At 40.3% G+C, this 23825-nt stretch carries 19 protein-coding genes; 4 read left to right on the top strand and 15 right to left on the bottom strand.

From position 1 onward, the window contains the following. Nucleotides 1-105: 105 nt before the first annotated feature. Complete coding sequence (locus J2S17_RS11140; RefSeq protein WP_307474812.1) at nucleotides 106-411, top strand: response regulator transcription factor; 306 nt, start codon at nucleotides 106-108, stop codon at nucleotides 409-411. 125 nt (nucleotides 412-536) lie between these two features. Here the strand turns inward: J2S17_RS11140 and J2S17_RS11145 are convergent, their stop codons facing one another. After that, entirely contained in the window at nucleotides 537-1559 is a 1023-nt protein-coding gene (locus J2S17_RS11145) for a YeiH family protein (RefSeq protein WP_307474813.1), read from the bottom strand. 104 nt (nucleotides 1560-1663) lie between these two features. Between J2S17_RS11145 and J2S17_RS11150 the strand changes: the two genes are divergently transcribed. After that, on the top strand, nucleotides 1664-2530 hold the full coding sequence (locus tag J2S17_RS11150) for a LysR substrate-binding domain-containing protein (protein WP_307474815.1): 867 nt from the start codon (nucleotides 1664-1666) through the stop codon (nucleotides 2528-2530). Between the two features lie 293 nt (nucleotides 2531-2823). Here J2S17_RS11150 and J2S17_RS11155 read toward each other — a convergent pair whose 3' ends face one another. Beyond that, nucleotides 2824-4803, bottom strand: coding sequence for an acetoacetate--CoA ligase (locus tag J2S17_RS11155; RefSeq protein WP_307474817.1), 1980 nt, complete (start codon nucleotides 4801-4803; stop codon nucleotides 2824-2826). A gap of 321 nt (nucleotides 4804-5124) precedes the next feature. Here J2S17_RS11155 and guaC point away from each other — a divergent pair, with 321 nt between their 5' ends. Next, complete coding sequence (gene guaC, locus J2S17_RS11160) at nucleotides 5125-6108, top strand: GMP reductase (protein ID WP_307474819.1); 984 nt, start codon at nucleotides 5125-5127, stop codon at nucleotides 6106-6108. Nucleotides 6109-6320: 212 nt separating this feature from the next. On the opposite strand, the gene J2S17_RS11165 is transcribed toward guaC, so the two are convergent. The 13 genes from J2S17_RS11165 to J2S17_RS11225 form a co-directional block, all read right to left on the bottom strand. Then, nucleotides 6321-7097: an enoyl-CoA hydratase/isomerase family protein gene (locus tag J2S17_RS11165; protein ID WP_307474821.1), complete on the bottom strand. Its 777-nt coding sequence runs from the start codon at nucleotides 7095-7097 to the stop codon at nucleotides 6321-6323. Nucleotides 7098-7099: 2 nt separating this feature from the next. Further along, complete coding sequence (locus tag J2S17_RS11170; RefSeq protein WP_307474823.1) at nucleotides 7100-8308, bottom strand: thiolase family protein; 1209 nt, start codon at nucleotides 8306-8308, stop codon at nucleotides 7100-7102. A 17-nt stretch (nucleotides 8309-8325) separates the two neighbouring features. Then, on the bottom strand, nucleotides 8326-9474 hold the full coding sequence (locus tag J2S17_RS11175) for an acyl-CoA dehydrogenase family protein (protein WP_307474825.1): 1149 nt from the start codon (nucleotides 9472-9474) through the stop codon (nucleotides 8326-8328). Continuing rightward, complete coding sequence (locus J2S17_RS11180) at nucleotides 9471-10286, bottom strand: 3-hydroxyacyl-CoA dehydrogenase family protein (RefSeq protein WP_307474828.1); 816 nt, start codon at nucleotides 10284-10286, stop codon at nucleotides 9471-9473. The genes J2S17_RS11175 and J2S17_RS11180 overlap by 4 nt, the downstream gene beginning before the upstream one ends. A gap of 16 nt (nucleotides 10287-10302) precedes the next feature. Continuing rightward, nucleotides 10303-11205, bottom strand: a complete 903-nt coding sequence (locus J2S17_RS11185; RefSeq protein WP_307474830.1) for a 3-hydroxyacyl-CoA dehydrogenase family protein — start codon at nucleotides 11203-11205, stop codon at nucleotides 10303-10305. After that, nucleotides 11186-12829, bottom strand: a complete 1644-nt coding sequence (locus J2S17_RS11190; protein WP_307474832.1) for a long-chain-fatty-acid--CoA ligase — start codon at nucleotides 12827-12829, stop codon at nucleotides 11186-11188. Before J2S17_RS11190 ends, J2S17_RS11185 begins: the two co-directional genes overlap by 20 nt. Before the next feature lie 37 nt (nucleotides 12830-12866). Next, the gene (locus tag J2S17_RS11195; protein ID WP_307474834.1) at nucleotides 12867-14117 is read right to left on the bottom strand and encodes an MFS transporter; all 1251 of its coding nucleotides are present in this window, start codon (nucleotides 14115-14117) and stop codon (nucleotides 12867-12869) included. Nucleotides 14118-14145: 28 nt separating this feature from the next. Next, a complete protein-coding gene (locus J2S17_RS11200) occupies nucleotides 14146-15291 on the bottom strand; it encodes an acyl-CoA dehydrogenase family protein (protein WP_307474836.1) in 1146 nt (381 codons plus the stop codon). Nucleotides 15292-15465: 174 nt separating this feature from the next. After that, nucleotides 15466-17142, bottom strand: a complete 1677-nt coding sequence (locus tag J2S17_RS11205; protein ID WP_307474838.1) for a sigma-54 interaction domain-containing protein — start codon at nucleotides 17140-17142, stop codon at nucleotides 15466-15468. Nucleotides 17143-17233: 91 nt separating this feature from the next. Next, the gene (locus J2S17_RS11210) at nucleotides 17234-19033 is read right to left on the bottom strand and encodes a S9 family peptidase (RefSeq protein ID WP_307474840.1); all 1800 of its coding nucleotides are present in this window, start codon (nucleotides 19031-19033) and stop codon (nucleotides 17234-17236) included. 179 nt (nucleotides 19034-19212) lie between these two features. Next, nucleotides 19213-20433 carry an amidohydrolase gene (locus J2S17_RS11215; RefSeq protein WP_307474842.1) on the bottom strand — a complete coding sequence of 407 codons (1221 nt, stop codon included), beginning with the start codon at nucleotides 20431-20433 and terminating at the stop codon, nucleotides 19213-19215. A gap of 25 nt (nucleotides 20434-20458) precedes the next feature. Further along, nucleotides 20459-21679 carry an amidohydrolase gene (locus J2S17_RS11220; protein ID WP_307474971.1) on the bottom strand — a complete coding sequence of 407 codons (1221 nt, stop codon included), beginning with the start codon at nucleotides 21677-21679 and terminating at the stop codon, nucleotides 20459-20461. A 116-nt stretch (nucleotides 21680-21795) separates the two neighbouring features. Beyond that, nucleotides 21796-22386, bottom strand: coding sequence for an ankyrin repeat domain-containing protein (locus J2S17_RS11225; RefSeq protein ID WP_307474973.1), 591 nt, complete (start codon nucleotides 22384-22386; stop codon nucleotides 21796-21798). Between the two features lie 242 nt (nucleotides 22387-22628). On the opposite strand from J2S17_RS11225, the gene J2S17_RS11230 reads away from it, so the two are divergent. Continuing rightward, nucleotides 22629-23501 carry a LysR family transcriptional regulator gene (locus tag J2S17_RS11230; RefSeq protein WP_307474843.1) on the top strand — a complete coding sequence of 291 codons (873 nt, stop codon included), beginning with the start codon at nucleotides 22629-22631 and terminating at the stop codon, nucleotides 23499-23501. Nucleotides 23502-23825 lie beyond the last annotated feature (324 nt).

Below are 23825 nucleotides of genomic sequence, written 5' to 3' on the forward strand. Positions count from 1 at the left end.
ACAAGTGTTTACTATTTGAGAATTTCATCAAAAAGGGGCGCATTATAACGGAGCTTTCTGGAGGAGAATAATAAAAACTAAAGTAATCATACATAAAGTACGTGAATGGGTAATGAAAAAGGAACAACCATAGATGAAGATATGCTGTCTTCTCTTACCCTTTTTGGAAAGCTTGTCGGAAAATTTGTGGAAGAATCTGATCTGCCCAGTCAAGGTACAGGGTTATCAAAACGAGAGCTTGAAGTGATGAAACGCATTTCATGGGGAGAACGAACAAAGGATATGGCTGCGGCAATGCAAATTAGCGAGTTAACAATTAATCAATACGTCAAGTCTTCCATAAAGAAGCTGAGTGCACATAATCGGGCACATGCTGTTGGATTATTAATTAGAAGAGGGATTTTAACCTAATTTTGTAAGCGCTTTATTTAATGTTTTTGATTGCTTGAGATACTAAAAATGAACAGAAAGTGGGCAACCATAAAAGGAATCTCAAATCATCCTTTTACGGCTGCCTAATCGCTCTTTATTATTTTTTAATTAATTCGCAAAAAATAGATGAGTGCAAACCCAATCACCATGAGGACAACCGTTCCTAAGAATGCTGCATAGAAAATATTAAATCCTAGCTTCTTGAAAACGGACAACTCCACTTTTAATCCTAGTCCAGCCATAGCCATCCCTAACAGCAGATATGAGACTGTCACAGATCCGTTAACTATAGCTTCAGGCAATATCCCCGAAGTATTCACAGCGCTCATAGCAAGAAAGCCAAAGATAAACCAGGGAATCGGCAATTTTTTTATAGAAAAACTTTTCTTTTCTTGTGTCTTGTTCTCTGTTTTACTCACATAGAGGCCAATTAGAACCGCTACGGGTACAAGCAGAACAACTCTGGTCAGCTTAACAACTATGGCAATGTCTTCTGACTCGGCCCCACCTGCTGATGACGCAGCAATTGCATGGGCAATTTCATGCAAGGTTCCACCTGAGAATATACCAAACTGATAAGTTGTCAATGGCAGCATAGGAAACAGCAGTGTATAGAGAATTGTGAACAATGTACCAAGAACAGCTATCACCGCTACACTAACAGCCGTTACATTTTCCTTAGCCTTTACAAGCGGAGCAATAGCTACAATTGCAGCTGCTCCGCAAATCGCTGTGCCGCAAGCCGTTAAGATGCTTAAAGTCTTATCGACTTTAAACAACCTCGCCAGTGCATATACGACAGCTAATGTCATGCTTAGCAAGATGCTAGCATACAGGAATGGAAAGATTCCAGCTTCGTAAATATCTCCTAAATTCAACCTCATCCCTAATAAAATAATCCCTATGCGCAATAGCTTTTTACTTGAAAACTCAATGCCGCTCAAATATTGTGGCTGCACATTCACCGTATGGCTCCAAATAATACCAAGAACAATGGCTAACACGAGCTGACCAACGATTGCAAGGTATGGAAGCTGGGCTAGTATAGCAGCTGTCATGGCAATAATTAAAGTGATTAATAACCCCATATAAAAAGAACGTTTTTGATATTCTTTCTTCATCTGCATGTTATTTCCTCCTGACTCTTTTAAGCATACTCCTCCCCTTCCTATTTGTTAAATGAATATATATAATTATATTTATACAAAATATTAATAAATGAGGTATCTATATGCATATGGATGAACTTGAGACGTTTATCACATTGGTGCAAGAGAAGAATTTCACAAAAACAGCTGTTAAACGGGGATTATCTCAGCCTACTGTAAGCGTACATATCAAGAATTTGGAGAATGAATTTTCCACTTCACTTATTACGCGGACAACGAAGCATGTCAGCTTGACGGCAGAGGGTGAACTCTTTTATGATCATGTTTTGCAAATGAGAGCTTTGTATAAGAATATCCAAGAATCTCTTTATCAGAAAAAGCTGGAAGCGTCTGGACTCATTCGAATCGGTGCGAGCTTTACAATAGGTGAATATTTGCTGCCAAAGGTTATTGCAAGCATGCATTCATCCTATGGGCAATTGGATTTCCATATTACAATTGGAAACACAGATGCGATGATTAATGCTGTTCGCCGACTGGAAGTCGACATCGGTTTAGTTGAAGGGCACGGTCACTCCAAGGATGTAGTTCAAACACCCTTTCAGGAGGATCTGCTTGTCATTGTCCGCTCTCCTCTATTTAAAAAGCCCATTCATACTTTGGAAGACCTGCATGAACAAGTATGGATTATTCGTGAAGAGGGTTCAGGCACTAGGCAATCCTTTGAACACTTGATTACAACCAATAACATCCGAGTGGGTTCTACCTTCATATTTAGCTCAACCCAAGGAATCAAAGGAAGCGTCATTAATGGAATGGGCATCGCCTTGCTTTCAGAAGCAGCCATCCAAGAAGAGCTCAACCATGGAACACTTGAAATTGTTCCAATTGAAGGGCTTTACGAAAGACGAGCATTTTCATATGTACTTACGAAAGGAACGAAACCAAATAGGAATATTAAACTGCTTCTAGACTCATTAAAGGAGTAAATTCGATGGTAAAAAATAGATTTCTTCCTGCCAACTGGAAGCTTACAGAAGAGGATATACTTATACCTCCTATTCATCTGGCATCCGATTAACGATGTACTACTCGCCAAATTGATCCATTCGAGGGCTTACATCAGTTATATATCCAGGCAAACTTAACATTATCATCTTGTTCTGTTAGCTTTGTCTGCATATGCTAACGTCCCTGTTTCTGCTTTTCATAGAAATAATTATGTTCCCAGCTAAGAAAAAACAGCTTAGAGAATGTGTACATTCCCCAAGCTGTTTTAATTTTACTTCTTTATATTTAGTTTTTCTGCTAAATCGATATAATATTGCAATGTTCCGGGGTTTGCCATCGACCCTGGGTTGACGACCTTTTCCAGTGGCATTCCTAATAAAATTTTTCTTACAGGTACTTCGAGCTTTTTGCCTGTTAATGTTTTAGGAATTTCGTTCACCTCGTAAATTTCATTTGGTACGAAGCGAGGAGATACCATCTGTTTGATTTTCGACTTAATTTTATTTTTCAAATCGTTATTGAGCTCTGTACCCTCTTTTAAAACGACAAACAATAGCATAAATGATTCTCTGCCCAGCAGCTCCAGATCAATCACCATGCTTTCGGTGACTTCTTCCAATCCTTCAGCAGCTCGATAGATTTCACTGGTTCCTAAGCGGACCCCGTGGCGATTGATTGTTGAATCTGAACGTCCATAAATGACACAGCTGCCCTTTTCATCAATCTGAATCCAGTCACCATGACGCCAAATGCCAGGATACATATCAAAATAACTTTCATGATAGCGCTCGTTATTTTCATCCTTCCAGAAATAAAGCGGCATGGAAGGCATAGGATCTGTAATTACAAGTTCTCCTACCTCATTAATCACCTCATTGCCGTCATCATCAAATGACTGCACATTTGCACCTAATGAACGCCCTTGAATCTCTCCAGCGTAAACAGGCAGGATAGGCGAGCCGCCAACAAACGCGGTGCATACATCCGTACCTCCGCTAGTAGAGACGAGCCACACATCTTTTTTCACATTATCATAAACCCAATTGAATCCATCAACAGTAAGCGGCGAGCCTGTAGAGCATATCGCTTTCAATTTATCAAAGCGGTATCTTCCATTTGGTTTCACTCCAAACTTCAAGTTTGCACTTAGGAAGGCTGCGCTTGTGCCGAAGAAGGTTACACCAGCTTCATCTGCTAAATTCCAAAGCACATCGATATTCGGATAGGAAGGGCTGCCATCATAAAGGACGACTGTTCCTCCAGCAAGAAGACCGCCGACTAGCAAGTTCCACATCATCCAGCCAGTTGTTGTAAACCAGAAAAAGACATCCTCCTCATTCACACCTTGTTCCACTATTAAAGTTTTCAGATGTTCGATTAGGATACCGCCTTGACTCTGTACAATCGGTTTCGGCAATCCTGTTGTGCCAGAAGAAAAGAGAATCCAAAGAGGATGGTCGAATGGCAAACTTTCAAAAATAAGCTCGCTCTTTTCCTGTAAAACCTCTTCCCATTTCACTGTAGACTTAGTCAACTCAATATCATTCGCATTTATATTCGAGATGAGAACTGTCTGCTTTAACGAAGGCAGTGCAGCCTGCAACTCAGCAACACTTGAAAGACGGTTATGCAGCTTGCCATTATAAGAATAGCCATCTACAGCAAATAAAACAGTCGGCTCAATTTGTTTTAAGCGATCTATGACACTACCTGTCCCGAAGTCCGGTGAACTGCTGGACCAAATTGCACCGAGGCTTGCACAGGCAAGGAAAGCTGCAATCGTTTCCGGGATATTAGGCATATAACCAACCACTCGATCTCCAGCCTTTACGCCAAGCTTTCTTAAATAATGGGCAACTGATGCTGTTTTTTCCTGGAGCTGGTCCCAACTAATTTCAGTTCGTTGTAACGTTTCCGATTGAAAAATTAACGCAGGCTTTGATTTGCTATGGTTGCGGAAAACATGCTCTGCATAATTAATAGTTGAACCAGCAAACCATTTTGCGCCTGGCATTTTTCTTGAGTCTAATACTTGATCATATGGCGTTTTCGAGATGACATTACAATATGTCCAAATGCTTCCCCAAAACTCTTCCAGTTCATCAACAGACCATTTCCATAGCTCCAGTTGATTGCTAAAGGTATGCCCCTTCTCTTCCTTAAGCCAATTCATGAATAAAGTGACACCTGATGTTTTAATTTGTTGTTGTGATGGTTCCCATAATAAACTGCCTTCAGTAACCGTTTTCATTTTTATCCCCCTAGCTACATCATCCATTAAGAAAATCTATCAATTCAAACAAATTAAATATTTTGATATTTTAATATTAGTATGCAAAGAGCTTACTGTCAACGAATTGAACGACTAGTCATTCAATATTCAAATAAAAATAATTTTCTTAATTCGCCATCATACCGGCATTATAAGGGATTTCAACCATTTGAACAGTCAAATTTATGAGAATTGCGGAATAAAAACTTTGACATCTCATTTAAAATAATGTAAATTACCTTATGGACGAACAATTTTATAAATAACGTCTAATAATATTCGTATTTAGGGGTGCCATCTATGGAAAACGTATTTGATTATGAAGATATTCAACTAATTCCTGCAAAATGCATTGTTAACAGCCGATCAGAATGTGATACATCTATCACTTTAGGAAAACATACATTTACATTGCCAGTTGTTCCAGCAAATATGCAAACAATCATAGATGAAAAAATAGCTATTTACCTTGCAGAAAACGGATATTTCTATGTTATGCATCGTTTTCAACCAGAAAAGCGTCAAGCTTTTATCCAAGATATGCAAGCAAGAAATTTAATCGCCTCTATCAGTGTTGGGGTAAAAGAAGAAGAATATGGCTTCATTGAACATTTAGCTAATGAAAATATTATTCCAGAATATATTACCATTGATATTGCACACGGACATTCAAATGCTGTAATTAAAATGATTCAACATATTAAAGTGCACTTACCTGAAAGCTTCGTCATTGCTGGAAATGTTGGTACGCCTGAGGCAGTAAGAGAATTAGAAAATGCCGGGGCTGACGCAACTAAAGTCGGCATTGGACCAGGTAAAGTTTGTATCACAAAAATTAAAACAGGCTTTGGTACTGGAGGCTGGCAATTAGCAGCACTTCGCTGGTGCGCAAAAGCAGCAAGCAAACCAATTATCGCTGACGGCGGCATTCGTACTCATGGCGACATCGCAAAATCAATCCGTTTCGGCGCAACAATGGTTATGATTGGTTCTCTATTTGCCGGACACGAAGAATCACCAGGCGAAACTTTTGAAAAAGACGGAAAGCTATTCAAAGAATACTTCGGTTCAGCATCAGAGTTCCAAAAAGGCGAAAAGAAAAACGTCGAAGGTAAAAAAATGTTCGTCGAGCATAAAGGCTCACTTGTCGATACGCTTAAAGAAATGGAGCAAGACCTGCAATCTTCTATTTCTTATGCAGGAGGCAATAAATTAGAGTCCATCCGCAATGTTGACTACGTTGTTGTGAAAAACTCTATCTTTAATGGAGATAAGGTTTATTAAGAGAAATTGAGTGAGGGTTTTATTTAGAAATTTCAGGATATATATTCCATTTCATCGGATTATCTATGATTCCCGCCGGATTAATTGCGGTTTTCGCCGGATTATTCCTTTTTCTGCCGAATTAATTACGATTTTCGCTGAATTAATCACAGAACCGCCAATTTAATTGCTCTTATCATCAAAAAAACGTGATCGGCTAAGCCGAACACGTTTTATTTTGCTGTAAATTCAGGTTTTCGCTTTTCGATGAATGCGGCTGTGCCTTCTTTTTTATCATCTGTTGCAAAAAGGACAGCTTGGGCAAGACGTTCAATCATTTGTCCTGTTTTTAAATCTGTATCTGCGCCTAATTGAACGGCGATTTTAGCTAATCTTACGGCAAGCGGGCCTTTAGCGAGGATTTGTGCTGCCATTTCCTCTACTTTCGCCTTCAGATCAGCTAGGGGCACTACTTCTGATACGAGTCCACAAGTTTTTGCTTCCTCTGCCGATATAAACTTTCCGAGCAAAATCATTTCTAATGCTTTGCCGCGCCCGACAATTCTAGTTAAACGTTGCGTTCCACCTGCTCCAGGTATGATTGAAAGGTTTAGCTCAGGAAGTCCTATTTTGGCATGGTCTGCCATAACACGAATATCAGAGGCGAGTGCGAGCTCACATCCTCCTCCTAATGCCAAGCCATTGATCATCGCTATTGTTGGCTTTTCGTAAGCTTCAATATAATCATATGCTTCCTGCATACCACCCGATTTTAAAACATCCAGTGGTTCACGGTTATTTAGCTGCTTTATATCAGCACCTGCAGCAAAGGCCTTGTCACCTTCGCCAGTAAATACAATACAGCCGACTTCTGCATCGCTCTTTAGCCCTTCAAGTGCATTTATGATTTCGCCTACCGTTTCCTTACTTAAACGATTGCGGACGTCTGGAAGATTGATGCTGATGTATGCAAGCTGACCTTCTTTTTTTACTAAAATAGAATCATACATCCTTACGCCCCCTCTTCATGACGCAAGTTTTCAATCAGGATGGCCATCCCTTGGCCGCCGCCAACACAGAGAGAAGCGATTCCATATTTACCGCCTTTTTTCGAAAGGGCATGCATAAGGGTGACGACGATTCGGGCACCGGTTGCTCCAAGCGGGTGTCCGAGTGCAATTGCTCCGCCATTAATATTTAACTTGTCTGCATCAATGCCCAGTTCACGTTGAACAGCTAAGGCTTGGGAAGCAAATGCTTCATTCACCTCAAATAGATCAATTTCATCCAAGGTTACGCCTGTGCGCTCAAGCAGTTTCTTAATCGCAGGAACAGGACCGATACCCATAATTTCAGGTGAAACACCTACAGAGGTCCAATCAACGATCGCTGCATGTGGAGAAAGGTTTCTTGAAGCTGCTTCCTCTTCCTTCATTAAAAGAACAGCGGCAGCACCGTCGTTTCTTCCACATGCATTGCCTGCTGTGACACTGCCGCCTTTTTTAAAGACCGGCTTTAATGTAGACAGTTTTACAAGTGTTGTTTCAGGTCTTGGATGCTCATCTGTATCAACTGTGATTTCTGATTTTTTCGATTTCGCTACATAGGGTGCGATTTCACTTTTGAATGCACCAGATTTGATGGCACGATCCGTTTTTTGCTGACTGTCATAAGAGAATTGATCTTGGTCCTCACGTGTTACATTGAACCTTTCTGCTACATTTTCTGCAGTTACGCCCATGCCTAAGTGGTCACCATAGATCTCCTGAGGCTGCTGCCCATTTTCGCTATTTGAATCTACCAGATGCGTTTTATCGCCGCCAAACCGTGAGCCTCTAATGAATATTGGCGCGTTGCTCATACTTTCTGTTCCACCAGCAATGACGACCTTCGCTTGCTCTGATTGAATTTGTTGAATGCCAGAAGCAATCGCCTGCATTCCTGAAGCACATAAACGATTGACCGTAAATGCTGGAGCAGATTCGGAAATCCCAGCACGTAAAGCTGCTACACGAGCAACATTAGAGGATTGTGAAGTTTGACGTACTTCCCCCAGAATTACTTCCTCTACTGCGCTTGCTTCTACACCAGACCTTTGCAACACTTCTGAAATGACATGTGAAGCCAAATAAGCTGAACCTGCCTCTTTCAGTACACCGCCATAACGGCCGATTGCTGTTCGCACACCTTCAACAATAACAATACGATTTTTTGTACTCATAGAAAACCCTCCCTTATTTAGCTATATTCCTTGTTTAACTGACCAACAATGATATTTTTTTGAATCTCTGATGTACCTTCGTAAATTCGTGTAATTCTAGCATCTCTGTAAAAACGTTCAATTGGATAATCAGAGATGTAACCGATGCCCCCGTGGATTTGCACTGCTTTATCAGCGACACGATTATATACTTCTGAACCATATAATTTAATCATTGCTGCTTCTTTAATGACTTTTTTTCCTTCATCAACCATATTAGCAACTCGGTATGTAAAGGAACGAAGTGCTTCAATATCAACCGCCATCTCGGCCAGCATATGTGCAACGGCTTGATGCTCAATAATAGGAACATTGAATTGGATGCGCTCTTTTGCGTAAGCCATAGATAGATCCAATAGTTTTTGTGATGAGCCCAAATTTCTGGCAGCAAGACCAGCACGCCCATTAGTGAGAATTGTGAGGGCATTGACATAGCCTCTTCCTTCTTGACCAAGTACGTTTTCTACTGGAACCTCGCAATCTTCCATAATGATTTCAGCAGAATGTGAGCCGCGCAGTCCCATTTTGTTTTCTACTGCACCAACCTTAAAGCCAGAGAAGTCCTTTTCTACAATAAATGAAGTGATGCCTTTGGCTCCCATTGATGGATCGGTAACTGCCATCACTGTAAAAACATCTGCTTCTGTTGCGTTAGTAATATAATGCTTTAAGCCATTTAAGATATATTTATCGCCTTTACGGACGGCAGTCGTTTTTAAATTTGTTGCATTTGAACCCGCTTGCGGTTCTGTCAATGCAAATGCACCAATCTTCTCTCCTGATGCCATAGCTGGAAGGTATTTTTGTTTTTGCTGCTCGTTACCCATTTCCACAATTCCGACTGATCCAATTCCTGTATGGCCGCCAATTAAGGTTGTGAAGCCATTATGAGTCGCACCGATTTCTTCATAAAGTGCACATTTACCAACCATTCCTATTCCTAATCCACCATATTCTTCAGGAATACTTAGTCCAAATAAACCCATCTCTTTTGCCATATCAACAATTCTCTCGGGTATTTTGTTTTCTTTTTCAATTTGCATTGCGACTGCTTCTACCTCTGTTTGTACGAATTCACGTACATTCCTTTTTAACATTTCTATATCTTCACTTACTAAATAGCTCATATTTTATTTCCCCTCTCATCGTATTGATAAAAGCCTCTTCCGGCCTTTTTGCCAGTCCAGCCTGCGCTGACGTATTTTTGGAGAATGGGGCAAGGTCTGAATTTCTCTCCGAGTGTTTTATGCAAATATTCCATATTGCGCAATCTTGAATCTAAGCCAACTAGATCCGCTAGCTCAAGCGGCCCCATTGGATGATTTAACCCCAGTTTCATCGCTTGGTCGATGTCTGCAATTGATCCGACACCTTCCATAACCATATTCATCGCCTCGTTTCCAATAAGGCAGTTCATACGGCTCGTTGCAAAACCTGGGAATTCATTGATTTTCACACATTCTTTTCCGATTTTACTGCCGAAATCAAAAGCCGCTTTTACCGTCTCTTTACTTGTCTCCAATCCTGTAACAACCTCAATCAGTTTCATTTTATGGACAGGGTTAAAAAAATGGAGTGCGATGCATTTTTCTGGACGAGATGTATGTGATGCGATTTCAGTCGGACTCATCGTCGAAGTGTTCGTTGCCAAAATCGCATGCCGTGGTGAAAACTGATCCATTGTTTTAAAGATGGATTTTTTCAAATCCATGATTTCTAGTACTGCCTCAATGACTAAATCAGAAGAAGCTACTGCTTCCTCAAGACTTGTCATATAACGAATGTTCCCTGCATCTAAAAATCTATCAATATATGACTTACATTTATCCAGAGATTCCTGTTGGATATCTTGAACAATGACCTCAAAGCCTGCTTGAGCGCACACAAGGGCAATGCCTTTGCCCATCGTACCTGCTCCGATTATTGTAATTCTTTCCATCTATTACGCACCTCTTTTATTGCTGTATCGTCTCTCCTTGAATACGCTTTCCATTTTCATCGTATTCATACCAGCCCTTGCCAGTTTTGCGGCCAAGCTCTCCTTTTTGCACCTTCTCTTCCACTGATTTAGTCGGCTTATCACGTTCATCACCTGACTCGGAATAACGCTGCTTCCTCACAGCATAATTGACGTCAAGGCCTGTCAAATCCATAAGGGCAAATGGTCCAATTGGATGTCCTAATGCCTTCGTAACCACTATATCTATCTCTTCATAAGTGGCATAGCCATTTTCATAGAGGTAGATTGCTTCATCCATTAGCCTAGCTAAAATTCGATTAGCGACAAAGCCTGAAATCTCCTTTTTGAGCAGAACTGGCGTTTTTCCAATCGTTTTAATAAATTCCATACTCGTATCTGCTGTTTCATCTGAAGTATGAGGTCCCTTAACCACCTCTACAAGATCCATTACAAGAACTGGATTGAAGAAGTGGATATTACATACCTTATCTTTTCTTGTTACTGCATCCGCAAGTTTGGAGCTAACGATTGTTGAGCTATTGGTTGCTAAAATCGCATGAGAAGGTAAAATATCATCGAGTTTTGCATATAACGCTGTCTTCGCATCTAAATTCTCGATAATCGCTTCAATCACGATATCCGCATCACTTAAATCTTCAAGCTTTGTTGTAAAGACTAAGTGAGCAAAAGCTTCATCTACTTGCTCTCTCGTAAACTTTCCTTTAGTTACACGCTTTTCTAATTGTGTTCGTAAAATACCTTCTGCTTTTTCCAAGCTCTCACTTGAAATATCCTGCAATACAACCGGATAGCCATGTAATGCGGCGACCACTGCAATTTGTGCACCCATTGCGCCAGCACCAACGACACCGACATTCTTAATTTGTTGATTCGCCATTATGAACACCCCTCTTTTCCATTTCATCTTTTACAAGTAAACGTTTGAGTAGTTTGCCCACACCATTTCGTGGCAGCTGATCAATCTTTTCAAATAATCTTGGTACTTTATAAGGTGTAAGCTTTGTATAGCAATAGGCTCTTATTTCTTCTAAGTCGAGTTCAGTTCCCTCTTTCGCAACAATAAATGCTTTAGCAATTTCTCCGGACTCAGCATCTGGTAAGCCAACAACTGCAGCTTCCTGAATGGATGGATGTTCATAAAGAACCCCCTCCACTTCCTGAGGATAGACATTGAATCCACCAAAGATGATCATTTCTTTTTTGCGGCCCACGATATAGAAGTAGCCTTCATCATCCATGGTTGCTAAATCGCCCGTATATAACCAGCCATCTTTTAAATTTTCAGCTGTTTCTTCCGGCTTATTCCAATAGCCCTTCATTACCTGTGGACCTTTGATCAGCAGTTCACCGACTTGATTTGGTCCGAGAAAATGATGCTCTTTATCCACAATCCGGCAATCTGTTGCTGGAACTGGGATACCAATACTGCCATGCTTATGCTTGCCATTAATTGGTGTACGATGGGTGGTTGGGGAGGTTTCTGACATACCAAACCCTTCTAGAATATTGGAACCTGTTATCTCTTTGAATTTTTTGATGATTTCTATTGGCAGGGGAGCAGAGCCGCTTGAACAAACTTTCAATGAATTCAATCCAGATACACCGGCATCAGGGTGATTGACGAAAGATATATACATTTTTGGGACACCTGGAAACATGGTCGGCCGATACTCTTTCACTTGCCTTAACACATCATCCACCTGGAATTTCTCAATGATGAGAATTCTTGCTCCAAGGTAGATTCCTAAATTCATAGCGCTTGTCATCGCATACACATGATAGAAAGGCGTCGCTGCCAAGACTGTTTCGCGGCCAAATTCGACCCTCTGTCTATACAGAACATAGCTTTGATAGACATTTGCTACTAAATTATGATGAGTGAGCATCGCTCCTTTTACCTTGCCGGAGGTTCCCCCAGTGTATTGGATTACTGCAACATCCTCTACTGAGTCTACTTTGGCAGATGCTTGTAGGGGCTTGGCATTCATGAAAACTTCACTCATTTTTGATGCATTGTGAATAGTAGCTTCTTCGCCTACTGTCGTTGATAGAGTGATATGTTGAAAGCTATATAACTCTTTAATTTGTCTAACAGTATCAATAGACTTGGCATCTGCAACCACATAATTAATTTGTGTATCGTGCAAGATTTGCAGTACTTCTCTTGCTGTATAAGATGGGTTCATTTGTACAACAATTGCACCTAATGCTTGAGCGGCATAGTAAGCGGTAATATAATCTGGGTGATTTGCAAGCATTAAGCCAATTCGATCACCCTTTTTATATCCTTTCTCTACCCATTCCGCTGCTAGGCCATCAATGCGGCGCTTTAGTTCTTTATAAGATAAGGTTTCATCCTTGAAAATTGTGGCAGTCTGGTTCCCAAAGCGATTTGCTGCCTGGTCAAACATTTCATACAGACTGATTTCTGGAATATTAAAAGTATCGATAATGTCTTCATAATATTCCTCCCACACCTTTGTTTGTGGTGTTGTACTCAACGTTTTATCACTCCCATCTGCAAGAATTCTTTATCTATTAACTTGCTTCTTCACTTAATTCAGATGTATTTTCTGTTGTTTTTGGTCTAACCACTAGTAAAAATAACAATGAAAAGACTAAAACGAGTATGGCCATTGCACCGATTGATAGGTTATAGCCCAATAATTTTGTGCTGGCAAGATTAACGACAAACCCTGTCGCAAGTGGAGCCACAATCCCTGCTAAATTTCCTGAAGACGTGAGAATACTTGTCATCAAACCGCCTCTCTCAGGCAATTCATTAATCATTATTGTGGGTCCAATTGGCAGAATTGCATATGTAAGCCCTTTCGCAAGACACATAGCTATGATAACCCAAATCGGGTTTTGGTAAACAACGACGGAAAGCATGCATGCTGCCCCTAAAAGCATAGATAAACCAGTAACATATACTCGAGAAAGCTTCCAATCCTTCGTTTTCTTAAATAGATAATCGGAAATGACTGATACACCCATATAGATTGCAACTGAGACAATCCCTATGGCAGCGACTGCAAATCCCATTTGCCCCGTGCTCATTCCAATTACATCTACTAGATATAATGGAAGCCATGTTGCAATCCAAACGACGATGAAATAAGTAGAGAAATAAGCTAATGTTGTAAATAAGGCTACTTTGGAAGTGGCTATATGTTTTAAATCTTTAAGTGTGAACTTCTCAAGTTTTTTCTTCTTTTTCACCTTTTCATAGGCTTCTACAGGTGATTCCTTTGTTAAAAACATAAAAAGGAAGAACCAAATGATACTGACTCCACCAAGTGCAGCAAAGGCAACCTTCCATCCCCAAGCAACAATCATCGCTACGAGTAATGGCGCAACCACCATTGCACCAACCGTTGCGCCTGAAACAAGCACTGAATTGGCAAAACCTTTTAATTTAGGAGGAAACCAGCGATCTGCATGGCTGTATGCAACTGGGCTAAACGGCCCTTCGAAAGCTCCTAATAAAATTCGATAGACAATTAAAAGCGGCAATGCCGTGATTGCTATGACACCAAATTGTAATACTGCCCAAGTCAGCATAAGGAAGCTAAGCACTTTTTTGGCACCTATTTTGTCTGCCCATGCGGCTCCAAAAATACCAGTAATAGGGTATAGCCAGTAATATGCACTCCCTACAATTCCCCATTCAGCATATGAAAGATTAAGATCCTCCATAATCGGCTTTGCTGCTAAGCCGATAATTGATTTATCTGCAAAGTTAACAATCATACCGAAAAATAATAATACGAGTACTGTCCAGCGCATTTTCCCTCACCCACTCTCTCTAGATAGTTTAAAATTCGTTCAGTACGCTTCTAGAGATAATGAGCCGCTGAATTTCATTTGTTCCCTCGTAGATTTTTGTTATCCGTGCATCGCGATAGAAGCGTTCTACAGGATAATCAGACACATAGCCCATGCCGCCATGAATTTGTACAGCTTTATCTGCAACTCGGTTAAATACTTCTGAGGCATATAATTTTGCCATGGATGATTCTTTCACCACTTTTTTGCCTTCATCCACTAGATGGGCAGCTTTCAATGTTAATGTTCTTGCTGCCTCTGTTTCTGTTGCCATATCTGCAATCATCCATTGAATGGCTTGATTCGATGCAATTGGTTTGCCAAACTGGATGCGTTCCTGTGCATATTTAGCTGATAATTCAATCAATTTATCACATGAGCCTACTGCTCTGGCAGCTAATCCAATTCGACCTTCGCTCAAGATTTTTAAAGCTGCGACATAACCCATTCCCACATCACCAATCACGTTTTCGTCAGGGACCTCGCAATTTTCAAAAATAAGCTGCGCAGTATACGAGCCGCGAAGACCCATCTTTTTATCTTTTTTACCAACTGTAAAGCCTGGGAAGCCACGCTCAATCAAAAAGGCTGTAATTCCCTTTGCTCCTTTTTCCTTATCTGTTACGGCAAATACGGTGAATACATCTGCTACAGGTGCATTTGTAATAAAATGCTTCGTACCATTTAATATCCATTTATCTCCATATTTTTCTGCGCGTGTAGCTAAGTTGGTTGCATCAGAACCCGCACCAGGCTCTGATAGTGCAAATGCAGCAATTTTATTTCCAGCTGCTAAATCAGGTAAATATTTTTCTTTTAAGTACGGAGACGCAAGACGCACAAGACCTGTACTTCCGATTCCTGTATGGGCACTTATTAAACTGACAAATCCATTATGTGTGCGGCCAAGCTTCTCAAGAACTGCTGCTTTACCGACCATGCCAAGGCCAATTCCGCCAAACTCTTCTGGAATACTCATTCCAAACAATCCTAATTCTTTTACCTGATCAATTAGATGTTGTGGTATTTTATCCTCGTCCTCAATCTGCTGTGCATATGGTTCTACTTCATTTTCTACAAAATTGTGCACCATTTGTGCCATTTGTTCAATTTCTGGATCTTTTACTGTAAACATGCACGTTTCCTCCTTATAAATGTTCTATCACTTATATTGCAAGGAGTGTGCCAACTATAAGAAACCTTATATATCAAGGATTGTATCCGCTTACTTTTTATCATTATTTATTTTTGAATCACCCAATGGCTAAATGGTACGTTTAGAGTGATTCAAAAATGATTCATCGATTCATTATTGAATCATATGAAGACCATATTTTTTCAGTTTTCTCGATATCGTTGGCTGACTTGTTTCTAATTTCGTTGCTAGTTCATAGGTTGAGGTACAAGTTTTCATTGCATGGCAGATCACTTGTTTTTCAGCAAGCTCAATTGCTTCTTTTAGAGTAAGTGATTCTGGAGGTAAATTCACGGAGTGGATCGCCAGTTGATATTCTTGTGGTAAATCTTTTAAAGTAATGATTGTTTCCTTAGAAACTAATAATAGGCGTTCTACTAGATTTGATAATTCACGAATATTCCCTGGCCAGCTATGCTGATGGAAAAACGATTTCAATTCCTCACTAAACTGTTTCTGAAAATTGTATTTCTGATTGTTTTTCGCAAGAAAGTATTCTAATAACGGATGAATATCCTTTGGTCTTTCTGATAGACGAGGGATATGAATTGGAATGACATTTAAACGATAATAAAGATCTTCACGGAATAAGCCTTCATCCACCATGCTTTTCAGGTTGCGATTTGTTGCAGCAATTAGGCGAACATTAATCTGCTGTGCAGCAACTGCTCCAATTCTTTGTACCTCTTTTTCTTGGATTACACGTAGCAGCTTGACTTGGGCAGATAGAGGAAGCTCCCCAACTTCGTCCAAAAATAAAACACCTTGATCGGCAAGCTCAAACATTCCTGGCTTTCCTTGCTGCCCTGCTCCTGTAAACGCCCCCTTTTCATAACCAAAAAGCTCAGATTCTATTAATTCTGACGGAATGGCTCCACAATTCAACTTGATATATTTACCTTTACGGTTTCTATCACTATGTTCATAAATATACTTTGCCAATACATCCTTTCCAACACCTGTTTCTCCAAGTACAAGGACGGTGGCATCTACGTTTACGAGCCGGTCAACAGTATCATAGATCTCTCTCATTTTTTCACTTTTCATGATGATACTTGAGGATTGCTCATTTTCCTTTTTCTTTAACCGTTCGATTTCTTTGCGGTAGCTGTGATTTAGCTCATTCGCCTCTTTCAATGCATTTTGCAATTCTATCAATTGAGATAAATCCCTAATATTCGTGACGACGCTTTCAACTTCCCGCTTTTCATTAAAAACAGGGCTGCCAGTCAGCAATAATGACTCGTTTCCCGCTCGATTAAATTGCACACGGGAAATGCTTTCTTTTGTTTCAATCACTCTTTTGGTGACAGAGGATTCCAGTATTCCGCGCTTGATTAATGATTCTACCTTTTTCCCCATATAGTATTCTTTTGGGATACCAGTTATCCGTTCCATTGCTGAGTTTGTCAGCAATGTATTACCTTCTATATCCGTTAAGTAAATGCCATCATAAGAGCTTTCAATAATGGCTTGAAGCCGACTATTTGCTTTGATTAACTCATCTAATTTAACCATCAATTCTTTCATTTCAGATGAAATAATACCAAAGTAGAGATTGCGATTGAGTTGTGACTCTCCTTTTAAAAATAACAGCGACAATTCTTCTGTTGCCTCAGCAATGACGACCTTCCCATCTTCATAAGGAATCCAGCGTTTGAACACTTCATTCACATGGTGATTTTCCAAGTTTTTGTTTACGGATTGTTTTAGTTTATCATTGACTTCTATGATTATATCTTCATCATCCGTCATCATGATGGCATATGCAGTTTGAAGTTGAAGTGTCATAGTGACCCCTCCTTAGGAATCTAGCTAATTTATGTAAATGAAAGCCCTGCCTTCTTATACAATGAAGGCAGGGGCTTGGTTCTAGAAATGCTTACACATTCACCTTTTTATTTGAAAATTTATTAAGGAATGAAAGGATTTTTTCATATACTGCAATTTCATTCTCTTTCTTAGAAAAACCATGGCCCTCATCCTCAAGCAGCATATATTCCACATCTCTGCCTTTACCCTGAAGCGCTTGAACGATTTGGTCGGATTCTTCCTTCACAACCCGAGGATCATTCGCCCCTTGGATAACTAGCATTGGCTTAGTCATTGAATCCAAATAAGTAATAGGAGAGAATTCAATCAGTTTCTCTCTGTCTCTTTCCGGATTCCCTACCCATTGATCCATTACAGGTTTCCAGTCTTCAGGGACGGAGTTGATAAAGGAGAATAAATCAGATGGTCCAAAAATGTCAACGACAGCCTTGAAGTAATCTGCATGCCTGCCATGAAGAAGAAGCGCCATATAGCCTCCATAGCTTCCACCCATTAATAAAATATTTCCTTTTTCCGCATATCCTTCATCAATTAACCAATCGAGAGCAGCTACATTATCCAATCTGGGACCGTTGCCCCAATCGCCTTCTACCATTTTCGAAAATTTCAGCCCATAACCAGTTGATCCTCTAAAATTAGGTACGAATATGCTATAGCCATGATTCAGCAAGAACTGGAAGGAAGCTCTAAAGAATTTTCGTTCAGCTGCTTGCGGACCTCCATGAGGCCAGTAGACAATTTCTCCATTATCATTTTCAGGCTTTGCTTTAAAAAACAATGCTTCTATTTTCAATCCATCATAGGAGGCATAAGTAACGATGTCCGGCTCTACCAGATCCTTTTCGGCTACCCCAGGAACTGCATAATGCGTCAGCGCTTCCCATTCGTTATTATCATATTTATAGATATTATGGGGCTTGGTCGCACTTCTGCCAAGCACATATGCTGCACCGGATTTAGCAACTATCAGCTTTTCTATTATGCTGCATGGTGCATCGACTCTCACTAAGTCCCCTGTCGCCAAATCAAATTGATATAAATGATCTACAACACCTTTCTCTGAGGAAAGATATAATAGATTATTGCCCTTGTCATATTTTACTGTGTTAAAGCTTTCGTTTTCTAACGCTTTAATTTTCGTGAATTTTTTCTTGTCTACATCAAATGAGGCCAAATATGTAAAATCCTCATTATAATCCGTTAATAAGTAAATGAGTGATTCAGAGACAAATACTGCATCATTCACAGTATGCTGTTCATCCGTTTGAGGCGTGATTAGCATATCTTCTTCGCCTTTTTTCACATTCATAAGTGTGTAAGTATTTGAAAAGTGGCGATAGTATAGTTTGCAGGTTTCTTCGGGGCTTAAAGCATACAAATAAGTTGACGCGTCTTTTCCTTCTGAAATCTTCTCTTCGTGACCAGATTCCAAATCAAGTGAAAACACATTGAAAAAAGATGGATTTCCCTTGGCGGATGTATAGTAGAGCTTTGTGCCATCCTCAGATAATATAGGGAAGAAATTACGCGTTTTTTTATTATTAACGATTTGCTTAACCGTTCCGCCTTGCAATGGCAGAGCATAAAATTGCGTATTTTCGTCTCCATCCGTATCGAAGCCAGCAACAATGAATCTGCCTTGCTTATCATATAATAGCCCCTGACAGGCTTGATCCTTAAAGGTAAGCTGTACAGGAAATTGACTAGGCAAATTCATTGCCCAAAGGTTATATTTCCCGCTTAAATTTGTGCTGAATACGACTTGGCTTTCATCAGGACTAACAGAGAAATCTCCAATAGCAAACGTCTTCAGAAACTGAGCTACATCAGGCTTAGGAAAAGAAATCATATTATATCCTCCAATTGTTAGAATTGATTGATCATTCTTAATATTTATTATAGCATGGATCTATCATAATCCCAATGTATACCATTCCTTTCATTAATTAATTCATCTACCTTAATTGCAGACTAAAGGCTAAATTTGCCCACAAAAAAACAGCCAAAATATTGGCTGTGTTGCATTTCCTATAAATTACCCGACACCATCTTCCCTTGGAACATCGTTGCTATTCGTTTAGATTTTCTCGCAATTGCTTCTGCGGAACATGTTGCCTCTATAAATACGAGATTGGCATCGCTTCCTTCTTGCGGCCATATTTGTTTACCTTCAGAGTTAAGTGGCGTCTTCCCATCGGTTATATACGCGAGAGTCTGCGCTAAAGAGCGTTCATCTGTCCACTTTGATATTTCTGCTAATCGGCCAGCTCGTTCTAAAATATCACCATTCCCAAATGGTGACCATACATCGAAAATATTATCGCATCCGATAGCAACAGGTACATCTTCGCTTCTTAACAGCTCGACCGGGGGGAGGTTACTATCAATTGGAACACTAGTGACAATTGTAATTCCTGCATCAGCTAATTGTTCGGCCACTGATTTCACCTGTTCCCGAGGAATTTCCCCAAGACAGTAGGCATGACTAATTGTCACTCTTCCTTGAAGTCCGGCTTCCTTTGTCAATTTGGCTAATCTTTTTATTGTATAGATGCCCAAGTGATCCGCGTCATGCAAGTGCAAATCGATTCCAGCATTTTCTGCAACAGCCAAGTCAACCATTGCCTGAAGTGATGCCTCAATATCTCCGTCAACTGTAGCAGGATCAACCCCGCCTATTATGCATGCCCCTTGCTGAAGAGCTTCTCTAACCAACTGTAATGAATTAGAACGAAGGAATCCGTGCTGTGGAAAAGCCACAATTTCATAACTAAGCTTCCCCTCAAATGTGTGTAAAGCTTTTTGCACTTCTTTTAAATTGGATAAACCTACTTCCGGATAAATATCCACATGAGTGCGAATATGAGTGACTCCATTTTTTAAATATATATCTATTAGTTTTTCCGCACGTTCTTTCGTTGTCGTTTCTAGTGATGGAAGCGTGTTTTTCTCAATTTCCAACCGTTCAAAAATATGGTTAGCTGGCGTAACCGAGCGCCATCGATCCCCTAGCAATGTTTTATCCAAATGACAATGTTTTTCTGTAAATGAAGGCAGAACCAGCAGTCCTCTTGCATCTTTTTGGGGCAAATTGTCTGGATTCGCCTCATCAGCATGCTGAACCTTAGCAATTTTGCCTTCTTTGATTAACAGATTAAAGCGTTCCGCCTTAGTGCTGCTGATCAATCCCTGTTTCATCTGGTAGCCGCTCTCTAAAAGGACATTTGTTAACCAAAAAGCATTACTCATTTTGCCATCCTCCTTTTTAAACAAATCAAAGCGCGCCTGCTACTATTGCTCCTTTGAACAAAACTGCTCTTCTGGTTGCATTTCTTGCCACCGCTTCAGCTGAACAGCGTGCATCAACGAGCACAAGGTCAGCGCTATCTCCAACTTGAGGCCAAACCTGCTTTCCTTCTTGATTCAATGGAGTGATGCCTCCAGTAATGCACCCTAACGTTTGCCCAAGTGAGCGTTCATCACTTAAGCCAAACCTTTCAGCCAATGTTCCTGCTTTTAATAGACTATCGCCTTTACCAAAAGGAGACCAATGATCAATAATGCTATCATCACCTAAAGATACGCCCACTCCTTTTTCACGCAAGAGAGGAATCGGAATTGTCCTGCCTATAGGGACAGCTGATGTAACTGAAATGTCCAGATGAGCCAACAATTCAGCAACTTCGCCTGCTTCCTCATTGGAAACATCGGCTAGTGCCAATGCGTGACTAATGGTGACTCTTCCCTCCCAGCCTGCCTCCTCAGTTAGAGCCGCTAATCTCCTTAGTGTAAATAGCCCTAGATGACCCGGTTCATGGAGGTGAATGTCAATATCCGCGTTTCCTTCCACTGCTAGTTCCATCATCGTTTGCAGCGATTTTTCTATATTTCCGTCAACAGTCGCAGGATCGACCCCGCCTACCAAAGAGGCCCCGCTTCGCAATGCTTCCCTTACAAGCTGAACCGATTGGCTGCGAAGCAATCCATGCTGCGGGAAAGCGACAATCTCTACAGAAGCTTTGCTTTTATAAGATTCCACGGCTCGCAACGTTGCTTCAAGGTTTTTCAAACCGATGATTGGATCGACATTGCCATGCGTGCGAATGCGTGTCGAACCTGAATTGATTAGCAACTCAAGCAATAATCCCGCTCTTTCCTCCGAGAATGGCAATAATCTCGGCAGCAATTCTTCTTCTTCTTCCAACCTGGTAAAAATGCCTTTAGCAGGGATGGTAGGAGCTTTCCATGGTCCGCCATAATAAGTTTTATCAATATGGATATGCATATCTCGAAACGATGGGAGCATTAAATATTCTTTAGCATCCAGCATAGGCTCTTCGGTCACTAACTGCTGGTCAGCTGACATTATTTTATTTATTTTTCCAGCTTCCATTCGAATGTGAAAACCCTTTGTGTCAGTTCCGGCAACTGAACCATTCTGATAATTATAACTGACTTCTAGCCGAACATTGGTTAACCAGTATGGTTTTTTCATCATTCTCAACCCTTCCCTGTATATGAATATTCTGTTTCTTATTGTTATTTTATTACTTGATCACTTTCATTCTATGTTTCGAAAATTAATCTTTAGAGAGAGGCATTTTTGTCAATTTAAGCTCCTGCTTGTTTGAGTATGTTGGCAATCTCATGATACCCTCTTGATTCTGCATGTTCCAAAGGAGTTACCCCATCTTTATCTGCAATATGAACATCTGCGCCATGGTCAACAAGTAATTGGACAATCTTTTGATAGTCGCCACTTCCATCACCTAGTATTACCGCTTCCAGTAAGGCTGTCCAATTAAGGTGATTGATATGATCGACATCGATATCCGAATGGGCAAGAAGTTGGTTGACGACCTCATCATGTCCGCGGTCTGAAGCAGGTATAAGTGCAGTGCCACCGAAACGATTCGTAAGTGTGGTATCAGCACCCGCCTCAATAGCTAATTTAACGATATCAAGCTGTCCTTCTGCTCCAGCGTATAAAAGGACGTTATCTGAGTTATCATTACGAATATTGATATCTACTCCCTCTTGAATTAACAGTTTCACCGTATCTACCCTGTTGTTCTGAGCTGCTGCCAATACCGCTGTTCTTCCGCTTTCATCCGTTGCATCAATGTTCGCGCCGGTTTTTATCAGCTTCTTAACCTTCTCAACATCACCATTCTCTGCTGATAAAATAATCTCTTGATCCATCTTTTTATCTTCCCCTTGTTCTTTCTGTTGGTGTTTTTCTGTCGATATATCTTCAGAGGTATTAGAATTCGCTTGGCACCCCGCCATCAAGAATATAAAAAGTATAATCGAGATTCGATAGATTATCATCATAGTTGATACCCTCCTTTTCAAATATGGTATCATGAGAACAATTATATGCAAAATATTAAAAAAGTAAGATTTGATTATGTTTTTCATATACTTTAGGAGTGTTTAATCAAATGGATATCAGACAACTGCGTTATTTTATTGCAATTGTAGAGGAAAGAAAAATCTCTGCTGCTGCCGCAAGACTTCACATCTCCCAACCACCGTTAAGCCAACAGTTGAAAGCAATGGAAGAAGAGCTCGGCTCAAGGCTAGTGGAAAGGAGCGGGAGATATTTTGAAGTAACCGAAGCGGGTAAAGCATTATATAAATACGCTCTGCAAATTACTCACTTAATGGAAGAAGCGTTATCGGATGTAAAAGCTGTTGGCACCGGTGTTAACGGAACACTGGCCATTGGCGTCAATACGTTTTCCGTCGCTGAATTAAGCAATACCCTTCATCGATACAAAGCACAATATCCCAATGTCACATATAAAATTCAACAAAATGAATCATCGCAAATTTGCGAGTTGGTAAGAGAAAGGAAAATCGAACTCGGGATTATACAGATGCCGCTCGACCTGGAGGATTTTACAGTTTGCCACCTTCATACAGAGCCTTTTTACTTTATTACCTCCATGAAACATAAAGGCTTTGATCAGAAAACAGTCTCACTTTCTGATATTCATAACGATTCACTCATCCTGCCAAGTACAGAGGGGTTAGGAGTCCATTATTTAATTTTAGAAGCATTTTCCCGTTTCAAGCTTATTCCCAAAATTACCGGAGAATGTTCCGACATTTCACTATTAATGGAGTTAATTTCTACCGACTTCGGTACATCTATTGTTCCAGAGGCGATTCTTAAAAAACATCCCAAATATCCAATTCAAGCTTATAAAATTGAAGGCGGCGAACAATTATTTACTTCTGTCGGATTGATATGGCTCAAGAACCATAGCTTGTCCAGGGCTGCCGATAATTTTGTCCGGATGATTAAGTAATAGTGTATTGTTACTGCTGCTTGTACAGTTTATGAAGTACAAAGGAATATTCCCCATTCATATTTTTGCATGGTTAAGCCACGATAATATTAAGATCGTTAAAGCGAGGATTTAATATTATGAAATTTGCAGGTGGCCGCATCATAAATTCTGAGCGTTCTTTCTACACCTAATTACCAAAGCCGTTTAACTTCAGATCATTTCAACTGTATGAAAATTATTTTTGGCAAGTAGAATTAAGCATTTTTTTCGCCTAAGTTTTATTCGGGGACAATACTGATTATTAATTACTCTTAGCTTCCTATAATCGTGTAGCCTGTCGCT

Source organism: Cytobacillus purgationiresistens, assembly GCF_030813235.1.
Lineage (GTDB): Bacteria > Bacillota > Bacilli > Bacillales > Cytobacillaceae > Cytobacillus > Cytobacillus purgationiresistens.

Coding starts and splice junctions, on each gene's coding strand:
- J2S17_RS11170 (WP_307474823.1), bottom strand. CDS start 8,308: ATGAGTACAAAAAATCGTATTGTTATTGTTGAAGGTGTGCGAACAGCA.
- J2S17_RS11225 (WP_307474973.1), bottom strand. CDS start 22,386: ATGGATCAAGAGATTATTTTATCAGCAGAGAATGGTGATGTTGAGAAG.
- J2S17_RS11185 (WP_307474830.1), bottom strand. CDS start 11,205: ATGGCGAATCAACAAATTAAGAATGTCGGTGTCGTTGGTGCTGGCGCA.
- J2S17_RS11230 (WP_307474843.1), top strand. CDS start 22,629: ATGGATATCAGACAACTGCGTTATTTTATTGCAATTGTAGAGGAAAGA.
- J2S17_RS11165 (WP_307474821.1), bottom strand. CDS start 7,097: ATGTATGATTCTATTTTAGTAAAAAAAGAAGGTCAGCTTGCATACATC.
- J2S17_RS11140 (WP_307474812.1), top strand. CDS start 106: ATGGGTAATGAAAAAGGAACAACCATAGATGAAGATATGCTGTCTTCT.
- J2S17_RS11155 (WP_307474817.1), bottom strand. CDS start 4,803: ATGAAAACGGTTACTGAAGGCAGTTTATTATGGGAACCATCACAACAA.
- J2S17_RS11145 (WP_307474813.1), bottom strand. CDS start 1,559: ATGCAGATGAAGAAAGAATATCAAAAACGTTCTTTTTATATGGGGTTA.
- J2S17_RS11175 (WP_307474825.1), bottom strand. CDS start 9,474: ATGAGCTATTTAGTAAGTGAAGATATAGAAATGTTAAAAAGGAATGTA.
- J2S17_RS11180 (WP_307474828.1), bottom strand. CDS start 10,286: ATGGAAAGAATTACAATAATCGGAGCAGGTACGATGGGCAAAGGCATT.
- J2S17_RS11200 (WP_307474836.1), bottom strand. CDS start 15,291: ATGTTTACAGTAAAAGATCCAGAAATTGAACAAATGGCACAAATGGTG.
- J2S17_RS11205 (WP_307474838.1), bottom strand. CDS start 17,142: ATGACACTTCAACTTCAAACTGCATATGCCATCATGATGACGGATGAT.
- J2S17_RS11195 (WP_307474834.1), bottom strand. CDS start 14,117: ATGCGCTGGACAGTACTCGTATTATTATTTTTCGGTATGATTGTTAAC.
- guaC (WP_307474819.1), top strand. CDS start 5,125: ATGGAAAACGTATTTGATTATGAAGATATTCAACTAATTCCTGCAAAA.
- J2S17_RS11210 (WP_307474840.1), bottom strand. CDS start 19,033: ATGATTTCTTTTCCTAAGCCTGATGTAGCTCAGTTTCTGAAGACGTTT.
- J2S17_RS11220 (WP_307474971.1), bottom strand. CDS start 21,679: ATGAAAAAACCATACTGGTTAACCAATGTTCGGCTAGAAGTCAGTTAT.
- J2S17_RS11150 (WP_307474815.1), top strand. CDS start 1,664: ATGCATATGGATGAACTTGAGACGTTTATCACATTGGTGCAAGAGAAG.
- J2S17_RS11215 (WP_307474842.1), bottom strand. CDS start 20,433: ATGAGTAATGCTTTTTGGTTAACAAATGTCCTTTTAGAGAGCGGCTAC.